The 18,255-nt window shown below is 54.0% G+C and carries 11 protein-coding genes; 7 read left to right on the top strand and 4 right to left on the bottom strand.

Annotated elements, in window-relative coordinates:
- Positions 1-4,779 (top strand): hypothetical protein (locus JUF21_RS11965; protein WP_239061446.1); only part of this gene is annotated, 4,779 nt, incomplete at its 5' end.
- Between the two features lie 516 nt (positions 4,780-5,295).
- Entirely contained in the window at positions 5,296-6,255 is a 960-nt protein-coding gene (locus JUF21_RS09835; RefSeq protein WP_203664312.1) for a glycosyltransferase family A protein, read from the top strand.
- Positions 6,256-6,809: 554 nt separating this feature from the next.
- On the opposite strand, the gene JUF21_RS09830 is transcribed toward JUF21_RS09835, so the two are convergent.
- Positions 6,810-7,856: a zinc-binding dehydrogenase gene (locus tag JUF21_RS09830; RefSeq protein WP_203664310.1), complete on the bottom strand. Its 1,047-nt coding sequence runs from the start codon at positions 7,854-7,856 to the stop codon at positions 6,810-6,812.
- Positions 7,857-8,109: 253 nt separating this feature from the next.
- Positions 8,110-9,006 (bottom strand): polyphosphate kinase 2 family protein, encoded by an 897-nt coding sequence (locus JUF21_RS09825; protein WP_203664308.1) that lies wholly within the window; start codon positions 9,004-9,006, stop codon positions 8,110-8,112.
- A gap of 494 nt (positions 9,007-9,500) precedes the next feature.
- Here JUF21_RS09825 and JUF21_RS09820 point away from each other — a divergent pair, with 494 nt between their 5' ends.
- The 4 genes from JUF21_RS09820 (at position 9,501) to JUF21_RS09805 (ending at position 15,950) form a co-directional block, all read left to right on the top strand.
- Positions 9,501-10,763 (top strand): substrate-binding domain-containing protein, encoded by a 1,263-nt coding sequence (locus tag JUF21_RS09820; protein WP_203664306.1) that lies wholly within the window; start codon positions 9,501-9,503, stop codon positions 10,761-10,763.
- Between the two features lie 131 nt (positions 10,764-10,894).
- On the top strand, positions 10,895-12,433 hold the full coding sequence (locus JUF21_RS09815) for a sugar ABC transporter ATP-binding protein (RefSeq protein WP_239061445.1): 1,539 nt from the start codon (positions 10,895-10,897) through the stop codon (positions 12,431-12,433).
- Between the two features lie 13 nt (positions 12,434-12,446).
- Positions 12,447-14,096 (top strand): hypothetical protein, encoded by a 1,650-nt coding sequence (locus JUF21_RS09810; protein WP_203664304.1) that lies wholly within the window; start codon positions 12,447-12,449, stop codon positions 14,094-14,096.
- 240 nt (positions 14,097-14,336) lie between these two features.
- A complete protein-coding gene (locus JUF21_RS09805) occupies positions 14,337-15,950 on the top strand; it encodes a helix-turn-helix domain-containing protein (protein WP_203664302.1) in 1,614 nt (537 codons plus the stop codon).
- Positions 15,951-16,082: 132 nt separating this feature from the next.
- On the opposite strand, the gene JUF21_RS09800 is transcribed toward JUF21_RS09805, so the two are convergent.
- Positions 16,083-16,481, bottom strand: coding sequence for an acetyl-CoA carboxylase (locus JUF21_RS09800; RefSeq protein ID WP_203664300.1), 399 nt, complete (start codon positions 16,479-16,481; stop codon positions 16,083-16,085).
- 155 nt (positions 16,482-16,636) lie between these two features.
- Between JUF21_RS09800 and JUF21_RS09795 the strand changes: the two genes are divergently transcribed.
- Positions 16,637-17,239: an FMN-dependent NADH-azoreductase gene (locus tag JUF21_RS09795; RefSeq protein WP_203664298.1), complete on the top strand. Its 603-nt coding sequence runs from the start codon at positions 16,637-16,639 to the stop codon at positions 17,237-17,239.
- A 46-nt stretch (positions 17,240-17,285) separates the two neighbouring features.
- Here the strand turns inward: JUF21_RS09795 and JUF21_RS09790 are convergent, their stop codons facing one another.
- Entirely contained in the window at positions 17,286-17,720 is a 435-nt protein-coding gene (locus JUF21_RS09790) for a MarR family winged helix-turn-helix transcriptional regulator (RefSeq protein WP_203664291.1), read from the bottom strand.
- Positions 17,721-18,255 lie beyond the last annotated feature (535 nt).

Below are 18,255 nucleotides of genomic sequence, written 5' to 3'. Positions count from 1 at the left end.
GTGATTCCGGGTGATGCGGCCGATGGCAGCAAAGACATCGATCTTGGTGAAGTGCCAACCGTAGCGGGTGACACGATCAGTGTCACTGACTACAAACCAGCTGACGAAAATGATAAGAAGACCGGTTACACGGTCACGATCACGCACGCCAATGGGAATACTGAATCTAAGAATCTGTTCAATGGTCAAGATGGCCAGACGCCACAAGTTGAAGCTGTTAAAGGCGACGACGGCAAGACACATTATAGTTTCTATGTGCTTGGACCAGATGGGACAACGCATGTGCCTGTCGGCACGGTGGATACCCCAGAAGTACCAAAGGTCAAAGCAGACGGGGACAAGTATGTCTTCTATCTGGATAACGGAACACCGGATGATCCATCAGATGACACCACTCTTGGAGAAATTGAGAAGCCAGCAGCTGGTAAAAACGGGGATACGATCAACGTTACACCGCTGAAGGGCGACACTGAACATCCAAATGGCGGCTACACTGTCGAGATCATTGGTAGCGATGGGACGACCAAGAGCAGCACGCCTGTCTACAACGGGAATGATGGTAAGACACCGCAGCTTGAACCGGTAACGGACCCAGATACTGGCAAGGTCACTGGCTACAAGTTCTTCGTGATCGGTGACGACGGTCAGACTCACGAAACGGTCGGTACTTTCGATGTACCAGAAACACCGAAGTCGAAACTGAGTGACGACAAGAAGTCTTATATCTTCTACCTGGATAACGGTACGCCAGACGATCCAAGTGATGATACGACGCTTGGCACCGTGCCGATTGGTGATACGATTGCGGTGAGTGACTACAAGCCGGCTGACGACAGCGATAAGAAGACGGGTTACACCGTCACGATTACGCACGCCGATGGCACGACCGAAACGAAGAACCTGTTCAACGGCGATGCCGCAACAGCACCGATCATTACCCCTAATAAGGATGATGATGGCAACGTTCTTAGCTACACGATCACTTATCCAGGTCAAGAACCAATCACGATCTACAATGGTACTAAAGGTGAGAAGGGTGACAAAGGCGATGCCCCAACGTTAGAAGCAGTTACAGATCCGAAGACTGGCAAAACGACTGGGTACAAGTTCTGTGTCATCGATGGCAATGGCGATAAGCAAGAAGTAGGTGGTTTTGAAGCACCGAAGGACGGCGACACGATTTCGGTGACTGATATCACACCGACAGATGCTGATTCGCGTACTGGCTACATTCTGACCATTAAGCACGCTGATGGGTCGCAAGATGTGAAGACTGTGTACAATGGCCAAGATGGTCAAACACCAGTCGTAACACCGATTACTGATGTCTCTGGCAAGGTGACGGGCTACACCTTCACGTTGAATGGACAACCATCTGGCACGGTGCTCAACGGGACTGATGGCCAAACACCGCAAGTAGCAGAAGTCAAAGACGATGACGGTAACGTCACTGGCTACGAATTCTACTATGTCAACGGCGATGGCGAACGAATCGTTGTGGGTCAAGTGGCAGCGCCAAAGCCAATTACGATTGTTGATAACACCAAGGACGAAGACGGCACCACCACGTTGACCTTCTCTGATGGCAACAAAGTAACGATCAAAGATGGTAAAGATGGTGCAGCCGGCCGGACACCTCAAGTGAAGGCAGTTGTTGGCGAAGATGGCAAGACCAACTACGAGTTCTACGTCACCGATAAGGCTGGCAAACAAACTCCTGTTGGAACGGTCGAAGCACCTAAGGACGGCAAGACACCGAAGATCGAACCAATCACTGATGGTGATGGCAAGACGATTGGCTACAACTTCTACTACACCAACGATGCTGGCAAAGAAGTATCCATGGGTCATGTTGATGCACCTAAGGATGGTCAAACCCCTACTGTTAAGCCGCATACTGACAGTGAGGGTAAGACTGACGGCTACATTTTCACCTTGAATGGTGTTGATTACACTGTTCTGAATGGTAAGGATGCTGCTGCGCTGACGGTCACTGGCTCCACGATTAATGAAGCCGGCGATACGGTGATCACCTTCTCTGATGGTTCTCATATCACTGTGCCAAAAGGACAGAAAGGAGATAACGCTCAGACCCCTAACGTTCGCGCAGTTACAGGCGAAGACGGCAAGACCAGCTATGAGTTCTATGTCACTGATAAAGCTGGCAAAGAAATCCCTGTTGGTACAGTCGACGCGCCTAAAGACGGCCAGACGCCAGCGGTTACACCACACACTGATAGCAACGGCGATGTTGATGGCTATGTCTTCACCCTTAACGGTAAAGACTATATCGTCAAGAACGGTGCTGATCTGACCGTTAAGAGCACCACCCTTGATCCGGATGGCAATACGGTCATCACCTTCTCCAACGGCTCGCAAGTCACGGTTGCTAAGGGTACTGACGGCAAAGATGGTAAGGACGGTCAAACGCCTAAAGTCCGCGCAGTCGCAGGTGAAGACGGCAAAACCAACTACGAATTCTTCGTCACCGATAAAGATGGCAAAGAAACCACAGTTGGGACAGTCGAAGCACCTAAGGATGGCAAAGACGGTCAGACGCCGACGATCGAAGCAGTTAAAGACGGTGATGGCAACATCACTAACTATAACTTCTACTACACCAACGAAGCTGGCGAAAAAGTATCCATGGGCTCGGTTGAAGCGCCTAAGGACGGCCAGACACCAGACGTCAAGCCGCACACTGACAGCAACGGCAATGTTGATGGTTATGTCTTCACCCTTAACGGTAAAGACTACATCGTCAAGAATGGCGCTGATCTGACGGTTGACAATTCCATCACTGACAGCGAAGGCAATACGGTCATCACCTTCTCCGATGGTTCACAAGTCACGATTGACAAGGGTGCTGACGGTAAAGACGGCGTTGACGGCAAAGATGGTGAGGACGGTCAAACGCCTCAAGTCCGCGCGGTCACAGGTGAAGACGGCAAGACCCGCTATGAATTCTACGTCACCGATAAGGATGGCAAAGAAACCACAGTTGGGACGGTCGACGCACCTCAAGATGGCGCTGCTGGCAAAGATGGCAAGACCCCTCAAATCGAGGCTGTCAAAGACGACGATGGCAACATCACCAGCTACGACTTCTACTATCTCGATGATGCCGGCAACAAGGTGACGACTGGTACGATCCAAGCACCTAAGGACGGTAAAACGCCTGAAGTTAAGCCGCACACTGACGGCAATGGCGATGTCGACGGCTACACCTTCACCTTAAACGGTGTTGATTACACCGTGAAGAATGGTAAGGACGGCGTCGATGGCAAGGATGGCGAAGACGGTAAAGACGGCGTTAACGGTACGAACGGTAAAGATGCGACACCGCTGACAGTCACCGGCTCCTTCATCGATGAAGACGGTAATACCCGAATCATCTTTTCAGATGGCTCTACTGTTCTTGTGAAGAAGGGTGAGGACGGGCAGACACCGCAAGTTGAGCCGGTTACCGATGCTAATGGCAAGGTTACTGATTATAACTTCTTCTACTTCGATGAGGACGGCAAAAAGATTTCTGTTGGAATTGTGCCGGCGCCGGCTGACGGCAAAGATGGCCAGACGCCAACTGTCAAGCCGCATACCGATCTCAATGGCCAGGTCGATGGATGGACCTTCACGCTTAATGGTGTCGATTACGACGTTTTGAACGGCGCCAAAGGAGACAAGGGAGATGACGGAACCGCCGGAGATACCGGTGAAGGCGGCACAGATCAAACCGACATTGCTGGTGATGGGATTCGGGCTTTGTTTATGAATGCAGTAGCAGAGCCAGTTTACCAACTCGATGATGCGGATAACCCACCAGACACCACGACGGGGACACCAACTGGTGAGCCGAGCGGCAACCCAACTGGTACCACGACGGGAACACCAACTGGTGAGCCGAGCGGCAACCCAACTGGCACCACAACAGGGACACCAACTGGTGAGCCGAGCGGCAACCCAACTGGTACCACGACGGGAACACCAACTGGTGAGCCGAACGGTAACCCAACTGGTACCACGACCGGGACACCAACCGGTGAGCCGAGCGGCAACCCAACTGGTACCACGACAGGGACACCAACTGGTGAGCCGAGCGGCAACCCGACTGGGACCACGACAGGGACACCAACTGGTGATCCGAGTGGCAACCCAACTGGTACCACGACAGGGACTCCAACCGGTGAGCCGAGCGGCAACCCAACTGGTACCACGACCGGGACACCAACTGGTGAGCCGAGCGGCAACCCAACTGGTACCACGACAGGGACGCCAACTGGTGAGCCGAGCGGCAACCCAACTGGTACCACGACCGGGACACCAACCGGTGAGCCGAGCGGCAACCCAACTGGGACCACAACAGGGACACCAACTGGTGAGCCGAGCGGCAACCCAACTGGTACCACGACCGGGACGCCAACCGGCGATCCGAGTGCGCAGACATTTGGTCAACAAACCTCAACGACGGACGTTCCAGAGCATCAAGAGGCTCGGCCAACGCTCCCCGATACGTTAGGAACCGGCGATGATGATTCGGGCCAAGACACTTATCGGCAGGGCACTGCAACAAGTCGGAATGGTCTGACGAGTCGGGTGTTGCTCGCCAACGCATCTGGTAGCAAAGCGTCTGCAAATGGCAGGCCTACGCTTCCTGAAACAGGTAATTCAGACGATGCGGCCTTGATCATGATTGGGGTCGGCGTCACGATTGCCGACGCATTGGCAGCATTCTCGGTTGCTAAGAAGCGGCGGGATTCAGATGATGATCCGTTGTACTAAAAACTCGCGTTGATGTGAGTTTCACGCAAGCTGGGTACCTTAGGAGACTGAGGTAGCCAGCTTGTTCTTGCATCGCCGGTTTCTCTTTAACTTTTCGAAGTGGCTGGCAGATTATTGGGTTCGGCGCTGCCAACAATCTTATTCTCACTATTGAAAAGATTAGCAGCCATGCCGTGCTGAAAGCCCAGCAAACACGGCGACTATGAGACTCTGTGCTAGCTACGGTGTAAATATGGCCTGCCAAAATTATCCCCGATTGTATGATAACAAAGATAATTTAGCTTGAGTGTCTTCTGTCATGACATGGATCGGAGTAAACTTGGACCAGGTCGAAGTGGTTATCCTCGATGTCGGCGGTTGCCGTTACCTTCAGCTTTACTGTTGGCAGCCGGAAGGACGGAGGAGATTAAAACTTGAACAGCAGTGGATGGCTTGTCATTTATCAATAAAAAGTTCAGGTGCGACGCATTGATTCAATGGCTCACCTGGCAATCTGGATTACTTGGAGGAGCAGAGATGAACAAATGGTTGAGTATCGTAATTGCGGTGGAGTCGGCGAACGTTCATGATCTGGCTGTGCCACTGTCATCAATCAATAACCAGCTGGGGGTGGATTTTCGGCAGATCGAAGTCCTTCTGATTGATAACGGTCGCTATCAATTGGAAGATCTGGAACCGCTGCGGGTGTTCAATCACCTTAAGTTCCGGTATATTAAGCCGGCCAAGATTTGGCCTTGGGCAATGGCATTTCAACAGGGGCTAATGCTGTCAACAGGAAAATATGTCACGTTTATGGGCCCGAACATGCAGTTTAACTCAGTTGACGTGCTTCAGCAGGTTTTCAGCAAGATCTCAGCTCAACCTGAGTCTCAGCTTGTTTCCGGGTTATTGTTGCGGCAGCAGATGAAGTCTGATCGGACCTATCGCTATCAGGTCGAACCGACCGCGCACTTGCTAAGTGGCCGTTTTGTCAGCCGCGCATTGATTATGCAAGACCAGATTACTTTTGAAGACTTTGGTGCGTACACTGAAATGTACGTTGGCCAGCTCATCGAGGCGGTGGCACAACACACGCAGACGCTGGAAAGTGCCATTACGGTGCAATTTCTCGGCAGAACCGTTTCTGATGCTGTTCTTGCGCCGATGCCGGATAAGATGCAACTGGAATGGGTCACCATGATGAGCAGCTATCTGCTTAGATTGCGTACCCTAGCACCTGATCAATATCGTGAGATACTGGCCAAAACAGTCATCCGGTTCTATTCGCAGGCTGGGCATGATCCAGCTATGACAGCTCAAATGGCTGAATTGACAGCGCAGAATGCGACTATGTGGCCTGACATTCTGGCTTTCGTTGATCGCGTCCGGACCACGGATCGGACGCCAACGGCACCTTGGAATGCCGATGCTTCAGGCTTTTCCGCATATTTACAGCGGGTGTCGCCGTTAAGCGCTCGCGTGTCGATTACTGTCTAATAAAATCGCTTGACTGAATAAGTTTGGCCGTTGGCAGTTATTTCTGAACGACTATTTGACTCGCGCAGAGTTTGAACTGCTTGACAGATGCTGAAGGGCTGTTTTGAAAACGAAAAATTGACGCTATCTGATTCATTACTCAGACAACGTCAATTTTTATATACAATGGAAATAGAGCTTGAAAGACTGTACAGACTAAGTCCCTGATATCACTTTGTGTTGAGTCGTTAAGATTCTATTTTGAGCTAACTTAAGCCGCCGTGCCAAGCGGTATTGCTAATGCTCGGGGTAAATGTTACTGGAGTGACGTCGTGAGGTTGTTTAAAGTCGCGCTCGCCTCGGCCGTTCCCGTTGGGTTGAATCAAATTGACCGCTTCAGGAAGCCATGCTGAAGCCACTGTTAACGCAAGGTCTGGCATGGCTTTGTGTGGATCTTGGCTTTCGTCGACTCAAATCTACTGCAAAGGTGTTGCTTAGGTTCACTGTTGTTCAAAAGAAGCCCGGAATGACGCTCAGTTCACGTCATCCCGGGCTTTAAGGTGTTAAGTCAACGGTCATGCTTCATCGGTAACGACCAGTGACTTAATGGCCTCGCGCTTGTCCATGGCCTGGTAGGCGGCATCTATGTCGGCCAGCTTGAACGATTTAGTGAAGACCTTGCCGGGGTGAATGGTGCCGTCGAGCACGGCCTTCAACAGGAATTCTTTGTCGTAGGTGGTGACCGAGGCAATCCCACCGGTAATGGTAATGTTGCGTGAAAAGACGGGCTTGAGGTCCATCGCGGCGTTGTGGGGAATGCCGACGCGGCCCACGCGAGCACCTGGCCGGCCAGCCTTGAGGGCAGTGTCGACAGCCTGCTCGGTGCCGACACATTCCAAAACGACATCGGCGCCGATGCCGTTTGTGAGCGCCATGACCTTAGCCACGCCGTCGTCGCCGCGCTCAGGTACGATGTCGGTGGCGCCGAATTCAACAGCGAGCTTTTGGCGATCCTCGTGGCGGCTCATGGCAATGATCCGCTTGGCGCCACGCATTTGCGCGGCAATCACGCCGCACAGGCCGACCGCGCCGTCGCCGACAACCACAACCGTATCTCCGGTGCCAACATTGGCCATGCGGGCGGCGTGATAGCCGGTTGCCATGACGTCGGCTAAGCTGAGCAGCGACTTGAGCATCTCCTCGCTGTAATCAGCAGGCTTGCCTGGAATCTTGACCAGTGCCCACTCGCCGTGCTGGTAGCGCATGTACTCGGCCTGTGCGCCTTCGCTGAAGTTATCTCGGTAGCTGAGGCAATTCGCATCAAAGCCTGCACGGCAGGCGGCACAGTGGCCGCACCCGTGGGTGAACGGGGCGATGACAAAGTCGCCCGGTTTGACTGTGGTAATGGCGCTGCCGACCGTTTCAACGACGCCGATGGCCTCATGGCCGCCGTTTTGAGAATGCTCTGGGACCTTGTCGAGGCCGCGATAGTCCCACAGGTCAGAGCCGCAGACACAGCTGCGAACAATGTGGAGAATGACGTCATCGGGTGCCTGAACGGAAGGCTTGGGCACGTCTTCGATGGCCACTTGGCCTGGTTTGATAAAGATTGCATCTTTCATTTAATAAGGACCTCCATTTGCTAGGCGTTTGATCAGGTCAACGCCCAGTCGTGTTTATTATGCACGTTTTGAGTGTGGCAGGCGAAACTAAAAATTTTGCCGCGGGCGCGTCGCTAATTGCGGCACTGAGAGTCGGTGGGCAAGGATTTTAGTAAAATCGCGTGTCAGGTTTCCTCACCCTCCTGCCGAGGCAAAAAAAGTCGCGCCCCAATCGGCAAGACGGCGATCTGGGACGCGATGTTAATGTTGTGCCTCAGTTTTCGGCTTTTCCGGTCAGTTCCTCCAGTGCCGCGTGCAGGCCAGCCTTCTGCTCGGCCGTGACGGTGGGGTAGGCAAGTGGCAGCTTCTCAAGCCGTGCGAGGATGAGCTTGGACACGATCAGTCGGCCGAACCACTTGTTGTCCGCCGGAATGATGTGCCAGGGGGCCTTCTTCGTGGCGGTACCGGCGATGGCGTCCTGATACGCTATCTGGTAGTCGTCCCAGTAGCGGCGTTCGCGAATGTCGGCTTCGGAGAACTTCCAATTTTTGTCGGGCTGCTCGATTCTGTCGAGGAAGCGTTTCTTCTGCTCGTCTTTGCTCATGTGCAGGAAAAACTTCTCGATCACAATGCCATCGCGGCTGGCCATGCTTTCCATGTGGCGGATGTCCTTATAGCGCCGCTGCCAGAGCTTGGGGGTCACGTCAGCCACGGCGTCGATGTTTGGCAGGTGCTCGAGGAGCAGGTTCTCGGGGTGGACGCGATCGACCAACACCTCCTCGTAATGCGACCGGTTGAAAATGGTGATGTTGCCAGCCTGGGGAAAGGCGACGCGGGTGCGCCACAGGTAATCGTGGGCGAGCTCCTCTACGGTGGGCTGCTTGAAGGACACGACAGTGGTGCCTTGCGGGTTCACACCGGACATGACATGGCGGATCATGCCATCTTTGCCGGCCGCGTCCAGGCCTTGAAAAATTAGCAGCAGGCTGTAGCGTTTTTGCGCGTAAAGTTTGCCTTGCGCCTGGGCCAAGTCTTGGACATTTTGAGCAATTTCTGCCTTGATCTCGGCTTCCGTGAGCCCCTGCTCGGTTTTGGGGATGTCCGTATCCCAGTCCTTGATGCGAAAATTGCCGGTGCCATCGTACGTGAAGTGAGTCAGATCTAATTTCATGAAATGCCTCCTGCAACTTGTGAGTTAGCGGTTTGCTTTCATTATACGCGGTTCCTCGGTTCACTCGCACAACTGCCAGTTCATGGCGAGGCAAAATCTTTGCCGTGTCGGCTGATCCGGGTTAAACTGCAACTGTCGCTTGGGAGCTGCCGCCTGAGCGGCTGATCAAGTTTGTCATTTTCTGTTCCACTCCTCTTCATCTTTACGCCGTTCTCGCCAGGGGTCGCGGGGACGGCTTTTTTGCGCGCAGGACCGTTTTACTAAAATTCCGTGGAATCGGTCGCGTAAACAAGTGTGCAAGGACCTGCCACAAGTCCGCAAATGCAGGGATTTATACCGTGATACCGGCACGTAAAAAATTTCTTATTAAACTAAATTCCCAAAAATATTCTAGGTGTAGCCAATAATATTCTATGGTTACGGGGTCCTTGCCCCTGTACACTAAGAATCAAGAAAGCGCATACAGGAAGCGCTTAAAGGGAGGAGGTTACACCATGAAGAAGCAAAAAGCACTAGGGGCTTTGACTTTAGTTTTGGGGGCATCACTCCTGCTTGCCGCTTGCGGCTCAAGCTCAGGCAGCGGCTCCGACAAGACGGTTGCCAACAAAGACAAACCAGTCGTGTTCTATAACCGTCAGCCATCAAACTCAAGCAACGGGAAACTGGACATGACGACCTTGAAGTTCAACAAGGACACCTACTATGTTGGGTTCGACGCCAAGCAAGGGGCCGAAGTTCAGGGCAAGATGATCAAGGACTATATCACCAAAAATATTTCGAGTATCGACCGCAATAATGACGGCGTGATTGGCTACGTACTCGCGATTGGGGACGTTGGCCACAACGACTCGATTGCCCGTACCCGCGGCGTTCGTGAAGCGCTGGGCACCGGCGTGAAGAAGGGCGGGGACATCAATTCCGCCCCAGCCGGCATGAACACGGATGGCAAGGCCAGCGTGGTCAAGGACAGCAAGCTAACCGTCGGCGGCAAGACCTACACGATCCGTGAACTGGCTTCTCAGGAAATGAAGAACAACTCAGGCGCGACCTGGGATGCCGCGACCGCGGGTAACGCGATCGGCACCTGGTCCTCAAGTCTGGGCAACAAGATCGATGTTATCGCGTCAAACAACGATGGCATGGGCATGGCGATGTTCAATGCTTGGTCCAAGAAGAACAAAGTGCCAACCTTTGGCTACGATGCTAACTCCGATGCCGTTGCGGCAATCAGTGAAGGCTACGGCGGCACGGTCAGCCAGCACGCCGATGTGCAAGCTTACCTGACCCTGCGCGTTCTGCGCAACGCCCTGGACGGTGCTAAGAAGGGCACCGGGATCGAAACCAAGGACAAGGTGGGCAACGTTTTGGCCAAGGACACCTACGCATACCGCGCTAACGAGCGTTCCTACTACGCGATGAACGTCCCAGTCACTGCTGACAACTACAAGGACTTCATGAACCCGACCAAGACCTATCCGGATGCTTCCAAGCAGCTGTCGACCAAGACTTCACCAGAAAAGAAGGTATGGCTGGACATCTACAACTCCTCAGATAACTTCCTGGGGTCAACCTACCAGCCGCTGCTGAAGAAGTATGCGAAGCTGATGAACCTCAAAGTTGAATTTATCGGCGGCGACGGCCAGACCGAATCCAACATCACCAACCGGCTGGGCAACCCGAGCCAATACGACGCCTTTGCTATCAACATGGTTAAGACTGATAATGGCTCCTCATACACGTCCATTCTGAGCCGGTAATTCCGCCTCTGCACTACCTGCAACTCCAGGGATCAGGGATTGCCCCGTGCTTCTCGCATTTCGGAGCCGCCCCAGACCCTGGAGTTGTTTTATCAAAAAAATCAAGCAGGCGCTGGAAAGGAAGACGTATTATGCAGGATTCAACCACACTAACACCAGAAAAACCAGTCATCGGTGATGACGTGATGCTGGCCATCCGCAATCTGAGCAAGTCCTTCGGTCGCAACCGGGTCCTTCAACACATTGACATGGACGTCAAGAAGGGTTCTGTGATGGGCTTGATGGGCGAAAACGGCGCCGGCAAGTCGACCATGATGAAGTGCTTATTTGGGATCAAAACGCGCGACGAAGGGCAATTTTTCCTCGATGGTAAGGAGGTGTCCTTCGCCGGGCCCAAAGATGCCCTGGAAAACGGGATCGCGATGGTCCACCAGGAGCTGAACCAGGCGCTGGACCGCAGTGTGCTCGACAATCTGTTTCTGGGCCGCTACCCAACGACCTCACTGGGCGTCATCAATGAAGCGCAGATGCGGCGGGAAGCGACAGAACTGTTCCGCCGCCTAGGGATGACGGTCAACTTGACCCAGCCGATGCGCAAGATGAGCGTGTCACAGCGGCAAATGGTCGAAATCGCCAAGGCGATTTCCTACCACTCCAAGGTGATCGTCCTCGACGAGCCGACCTCGTCCTTGATGGACCGCGAAGTGGAGAAGCTGTTCGACATGGTCCGGATGCTGAAGAATCAGGGTATTTCGATCATCTTCATCTCGCACAAAATGGATGAAGTCTTTCAGATTTGCGACGAGGTGTCCGTGCTGCGGGATGGCCATTTGGTCATGACCAAGAACACCAAGGACACGGATCTGAACGAACTGATCAAGGCGATGGTCGGGCGGCCGCTGGATAACCGGTTCCCACCGGTCGACAACAAAGTCGGCCATACCATTTTGTCCGTTCAGCACCTGTCCACCAAGTACGCCCCGTACCTTCAAGACATCTCGTTTGATGTCGGGCGCGGTGAAATCTTCGGGCTGTACGGGCTGGTCGGCGCCGGGCGCACCGAGCTTCTCGAAACCATTTTCGGCGTACGGACTCGCGCCGCGGGCCGCGTGTACTTCAACGGCAAGCTATCCAACTTTAACTCCGCCAAAGAGGCGATGGAGCACGGGTTTGCCATGATCACTGAAGAGCGCAAGGCCAACGGGCTGTTTTTGAAAGGCAGTTTGACCTTCAACACCACCATCACCAATTTGAATGCCTACCGGCGCGGCCCGGCCTTGTCGGATCCGAAAATGACCAAGGCGACCCAGCACGAGATCAAGGTCATGAACACGAAGACCATGGGCCCGGATGAGCTGATTGCCAGCCTGTCAGGGGGCAATCAGCAGAAGGTGATCGTCGGCAAATGGCTGGAGCGCGCCCCGCAAGTCTTCATGATGGACGAGCCGACCCGGGGGATCGACGTCGGTGCGAAGTACGAAATCTACGAGCTGATCATTAAGATGGCCAAGGAAGGCAAAACGATCATCGTGGTGTCCTCAGAAATGCCCGAGATCCTGGGCATTACAAACCGCATCGGGGTCATGTCGGACGGTCACCTGGCCGGGATCGTGGACACCAAGAAGACCAATCAGGAAGAGCTGCTGAGGCTCAGCGCGAAATACATGTAAGGGGGAGACACACATGGCAGAAAATAAAGTGCTAACCGCGCAGGCCAAAGCAGCCCTGCGCAAACCAATCAATGACGCGGTAGACAAGATTCAGGCCCAGGTCAACGAACTGCGCAAAGACGGGACGGATCAGGTCATCAGCCTGAACAGTCACATTGAAGCGCTCAAGCGGGACAAGAGTCTGAGCAAAGCAGAACGGGACGCAGGAATCGAAGCCGACAAGAAGGCGTTGGTCGGGGCCAAGCAGGTCGAGGCTGCTAACAAGGACCAAGTTGCCAAGTTGGTCGCGCAGGCCGAGACATACATCAAGGATCATTTTGACAAGGAGTACTACCAGCCCGTTGCGGCGAGCTGCGCCGAGGAAAAAGTCATCGCCAAAAAGGCGTATGACGAGCAGATCGCCCGCTTGGAACAGGAACACAAAGCGACGGTCGCCAAGCTTTCCGACCGCAGTGAGATCAAAGAGGAGAATTACGTTCACAAGAACAAACTCTTTGACGCCAAGGTGACTCTCCAGGCGCGCCAAAGTCAGATCAAGGACCGCCAGCACGAGGCGTTTAACTACCAGTACCACCTGCTGGATCTGCTGCGGATGTCGAAGTTCACCTTCTCTGAGAACATGAAGCAGAAGTGGGAAAACTACAAATACACGTTCAACCGCCGCGACTTCCTGCTGCGCAACGGCCTGTACTTTGCCATCATCATCGTTTTCATCATTTTGGCGATCATCACCCCAATCATCAAGGGCTCCTCGCTGTCGACCTACAACAACATTCTCAACATTCTGCAGCAAGCGTCACCGCAGATGTTCTTGGCGCTTGGGGTCGCCGGGCTGATCCTGCTCACCGGGACTGATTTGTCCATTGGCCGCATGGTCGGGATGGGCATGACCGCGTCGACCATCATCATGCACCAAGGCCCAAACACCGGGGAAGTCTTTGGACATATTTATGACTTTTCCAAAATGGGGCTCTGGCCGCGCGTCGTGCTGGCCCTGGTCGTCTGCATTGTGCTGTCGACCGTCCTGAGTGCCATTGCTGGGTTCTTCACCGCAAGATTTGGGATGCACCCGTTCATTTCTACCATGGCCAACACGCTGATCATCTTCGGCTTGGTCACCTACGCCACCAAAGGGGTGTCATTCGGGGCCATTGATCCGGCCATTCCAAGCATGATCATCCCACAGATTGGTGGGTTCCCGTCAATCATTTTGTGGGCGGTAGCAGCGATTGCCATCGTCTGGTTCATCTGGAACAAGACCCGCTTTGGGAAGAATTTGTACGCGGTCGGCGGCAACCCTGAAGCGGCTTCCGTTTCCGGGATCTCCGTCTTCGCCGTCACCCTGGGCGCCTTCGTTCTGGCCGGCATTCTTTACGGCTTCGGTTCCTGGTTGGAATGTGCCCGCATGGTCGGGTCAGGTTCCGCCGCTTATGGTCAGGGCTGGGAAATGAACGCCATCGCGGCCTGCGTGGTCGGCGGCGTATCCTTCACCGGTGGGATCGGTAAGATTTCCGGGGTCGTCGTCGGGGTCATCATCTTCACTGCGTTGACCTATGCGCTGACGATTCTTGGGATCGACACGAACCTTCAGTTTGTCTTCTCCGGGATCATCATCCTGGTCGCCGTCACCCTCGACTCCCTGAAGTACGTTCAGGAGAAATGACGAGGCGGCAGACGCATTAACCTCGGTTCACAAAAAGCCGCAGCGCTACGCTGTGGCTTTTTGCGTGACGGCGGGGGCGCTGGTCATCAATTTAGCCTTGCGCAATCAGAATCACAGTAAATAAACAAGGGCTTTGAGTTGTATTTAAGCGCTTACATGATACACTAAAAAAGGTGATCAATACGCTGGGGATTTAGTAAATGCGATTGTAAGATTAAGGGCAACGACAGGAGCATACTTATGGGGAAGTACAGCGTGCTGTTAGTAGAAGACGCGCCAGTGGCGTCGAGTTTAAAGGAAATCATCCCGTGGGGTGAGCTGGGTTTTCAAGTTATCGGGAGCGTGTTTTCAACCGAAGCGGCGCTCAGCATGATCGGCGCAACGAAACCGGACGTGGTGTTGACTGAGGTCAGCGTCAACGCGCTGACGGATTTAGCCGTGGTCAAGCGCGGCAAGGAACAGTCGCCGGAGACGGCGTTTGTGATCTTGACGGACTGCAACGATTTTGAATGCGCGCAGCAGGCAATGCGCCTGGGGGTGACCGACTACCTCACGATGCCGCTTGACGTCGCCGAGCTGCGGGCGGTGTTGATCCGCCTGCGCCAGACCCTCAATCAAAAGCGCAACACCCTCCAAAATTGGCGTGCGATGCAGCATTGCTACCGCGATTCGCTGCCGGTGATGCAGACCAATTTTTACGCCGCGCTGATCGATGGACAGATTGAGCGCCAAACGCTGAACGCCTACCTGCACGATTATCAAGTCGGTCTGACCGGCCCCTATTACGGTTGTCTGGTGCTGCACACCTCCACCGCGCAGGCCCCTGATGGTAAGGATGTGATGGCGCTGCGGGCGGAGGTGATGAAACAGGCCAGGGACTTTTTCGGGGCGCTGTGGACCACGGTCACCTTCTGCTATCTGCGCAACACGGTCATCGTGGTGGAACTGCACACCGAAAATGATGCGGCCGGATTGACCGACGATGCCGATCGGTTCTGCAAGCTGGTCAAAAATGCGCTTGGCGCGGTCATCACGGTTGGGGTGGGGCCGGTCGTCGATGACCTGCTCGAGCTTCCGGTGGCTTATCATGGGGCGCGGACCGCGGTGTCGTACCGCAGCTTGTACGGAGCCTGCAAGGTGATCAACATCAAGGAAATCGCGCCCACTGAAGTCAGCGACTTCACGCCGATTCCCGATGCGGCTTTGGCAGAGCTGCTCAAGGTGGTCCACGTTGGGCCGGATGAGGCCATCGTGCAGGCCGTCGATGTCTACCTGGAAAACGTCAATCGCACCGCGACCTGCATGGCGCATCACACTGTGGTGATCAATGACCTGGTGTCGTCCCTGTACCGCTTTGCGACCAACAATCATTTGCAGATTCCAGAGCTGACTGACCACCCGAAAGATCTGTACGCCCGGTTGCCAGAGCTGTCCCCGCAGACGTTGCGCCAGTGGCTGATGACCCTGTGTCAGACCCTCAATCGGCAGCTGGCCCAGGCGCGTGACAACTCGTCCAGTGCGCTGATTCAAAGCGCAAAGGAGTTCGTGCGGGCACATTACAGCGACGAGCAGTTGTCGCTCAACGACGTGTGTCAGGCGCTTGGAGTGTCCAACTCGTACTTTTCCACGCTGTTCAAGCGTGAGGTGGGGCAGTCATTCATCACTTACCTGACGGATTTTCGCATGGAGCGGGCCTCAAGGCTGCTACTGGAAACAACCGAAAAAAGTCAAGTGATCGGTCACTTGGTTGGTTACGCAGACCCCAACTACTTCAGCTCCGTGTTTAAAAAGCACTTCGGCAGCTCCCCAACGCAGTACCGCGGCCGGCTGGTGAAAGTTTCAAGCGGTAAGTAACGCAAGTGGCCGAGCCATCAAGTGCGGTCAGCCGAAAAGAGAAGGACCTCTGCACCCCGATGCGAGTTTAGAATCGCGGTGCAGAGGTCCTTGTGGACTGATTTGACGCAGAGGGGCACTTTTGGTCGCTGCTCACCAGTCCAGTGGGCTGATCTCGATTCCGCGCCGCTTGGTCTCAATGAGCCGCCCGGTGCTGGGCCAGTAATCTTTGGGGCCAAAGCCGCAGTAAAAAATGGTGAGATTGGTGTGGGCGCGCACGCCGGCAATGACCTGCTCGAAGTACGTCAGGTCGGTGGTGTTCAGGCTGTGCAGGGGCAGTGAGCGACGGCGGTGACCCTTGGGTGAGATATTCATAAAAAAAGAAATCGCCCCGTCCGCTTGAACCTTGCTGGCCATCAAGACGTAACGGGTGTTGTACCGCCTGCGAAAGGCGGCATCAATGCGTTCGTTCAGAATCCGGACGTCCTGGGCAACAGACATGGTGATCACCTCGCCACCATTATCGAACAAACGTTTGCTTTTTGCAATCATGGTGCGGTGATTTTCTTGCGCAGTCGCAGCGCCGGCTCACGCACGCGGGCACGACGAGAGTTTTCGAGAAAAAGGTTGCCAGCCACCTTTATCTAGGCTATGCTATTTACGTAGCCGGCAACCAAAAAGCCGGTCGTGAAAGGAAGATACATACAATGAGTCAGGTATTAGTCATTAAAGCCCATCCGTTTGGTCCCGATCGCTCGCGCAGCATGAAAGTACTGGAAACCTTCATGAAGCGCTATCGTGCAAGCAATCCGGATGATGCGATTGTTGAACGCGACCTGTATCAAGAAAACTTTCCAGAACTTGACGGCGCGATGCTGGCCGCGTTTGCACCGAATGCAACGCCTACGGCAGAAGCTGGTGCCAAGCTGGCGGTTTTCGGTGATGCTTTGAATCAGTTCAAGGCGGCCGATAAAATTGTGATCGCCAACCCCATGTGGAACCTTGGTATCCCGACCAAGCTGAAGTCCTGGATCGATGCAATCACCGTGGTGGGTCAGACCTTCCGTTACACCGCCACCGGTCACATTGCGCTGCTGCCAGGGAAAAAGGTCATGCACATTCAAGCCGCTGGCGGCAAGTACGAAGGCAAAGACCCGGCGACCCAGTATGTCCATGCCGCCCTTGAGTACCTGGGAACAGAAAAAGTGATCGATTTGCCAGTTGAAGGCATGGATCACTTCCCCGATCAGGCCGAGGCAATCGTTGCGGCGGCAGAGCAGCAGGCTGTTCAGTTGGGCCAGACATTTTAAAACCAGTGAAATGTAAGTAAGAGCCATCGGGCAGCCGCCTGATGGCTCATTTTTTTAGTGCAGTCGTCATTTTAGTGGCTAGTCGGATGTAGTCGGCCTGCTCTTCAGGGGACAGGGCGCCCGTGGCCGCTTGTTCCACCGCTTGGCAAACCGCTTTGACCCGCTTGGCCAGGGTCAGACCGGAAGCGGTGAGGGCGACAAGCGTGACGCGACCGTCTTGCGCTGAGCGGTGGGTCTGAACAATGTTAGCTGCCGCCATGCGGCGAACCGACTTGGCGATGGTTGAGTGGTCGACGTCGAGCAGCTCGGCCAAGACGTTTTGCGGCTTGGGTGCGGCGCCGTCTTGCAGCAGAGCCATCAGCAGCATTTCCTGACCGGGGTACACGCCCAGCTCACGCAGCCCTTGTTCTGTTTTGGCCCGGTGTGCCGCAACGACATTGAGCGTCGCGGCGCCGACGGGAAATTCGTTAAAGATGAGCAAGTGAAAGACTCCTTTGATTGGTTGCCGGCAACAGATTAAGAATAACAGATTCAACTGGTTTTACAAGTTCAGGCCCGTCCAGTTGGGGGGAAGGCGCGAGTGAGCGAAGCCTCAACCTCACGGCAGCGGGATAGCTGCCAGGCCGGCGACTTGGGGCCGGTTGTTCACTGAAAGCGGTGCGAATTAAACCGTTGAGAAAGCGCTTACGGAACAGACTTGAAGCCCACAAGCTGTTATTTAATATTTTTGACTGCTTCGGTTTTTAGTAAAGCGTAGGGACTTTTGGTCAGGCTAAGGGGACAACCCATGCCTGAGCAAGGAGCGGCAAGCTTGAATATAAAATAACTAATACGTATCTAAAATATAAACGTATAAGAACAGGACAAAAGTACCTGGTACTGTTTTGCCCTCTAAAACAAGCCTTTTAATTAACTGCACGGGTGACTTTTTGTATTTGAATTAAAAAACTAATAGAACTTGCTAAATTTGGAGTGTTTCTGTTTGACGACGCTAACATTTCGGGCGTAGGTTGGCC

Source organism: Lacticaseibacillus sp. 53-4, assembly GCF_016861805.1.
GTDB lineage: Bacteria > Bacillota > Bacilli > Lactobacillales > Lactobacillaceae > Lacticaseibacillus.
Note: the sequence above shows the minus strand (reverse complement) of the source record. Positions and strands in the feature narration are given on the sequence as shown.

Bases quoted from the DNA above. Each gene is read 5' to 3' on its own strand.
- JUF21_RS09805 (WP_203664302.1), top strand. From the start codon at position 14,337: ATGGGGAAGTACAGCGTGCTGTTAGTAGAAGACGCGCCAGTGGCGTCG.
- JUF21_RS09810 (WP_203664304.1), top strand. From the start codon at position 12,447: ATGGCAGAAAATAAAGTGCTAACCGCGCAGGCCAAAGCAGCCCTGCGC.
- JUF21_RS09835 (WP_203664312.1), top strand. From the start codon at position 5,296: ATGAACAAATGGTTGAGTATCGTAATTGCGGTGGAGTCGGCGAACGTT.
- JUF21_RS09815 (WP_239061445.1), top strand. From the start codon at position 10,895: ATGCAGGATTCAACCACACTAACACCAGAAAAACCAGTCATCGGTGAT.
- JUF21_RS09820 (WP_203664306.1), top strand. From the start codon at position 9,501: ATGAAGAAGCAAAAAGCACTAGGGGCTTTGACTTTAGTTTTGGGGGCA.
- JUF21_RS09795 (WP_203664298.1), top strand. From the start codon at position 16,637: ATGAGTCAGGTATTAGTCATTAAAGCCCATCCGTTTGGTCCCGATCGC.
- JUF21_RS09800 (WP_203664300.1), bottom strand. From the start codon at position 16,481: ATGATTGCAAAAAGCAAACGTTTGTTCGATAATGGTGGCGAGGTGATC.
- JUF21_RS09830 (WP_203664310.1), bottom strand. From the start codon at position 7,856: ATGAAAGATGCAATCTTTATCAAACCAGGCCAAGTGGCCATCGAAGAC.
- JUF21_RS09825 (WP_203664308.1), bottom strand. From the start codon at position 9,006: ATGAAATTAGATCTGACTCACTTCACGTACGATGGCACCGGCAATTTT.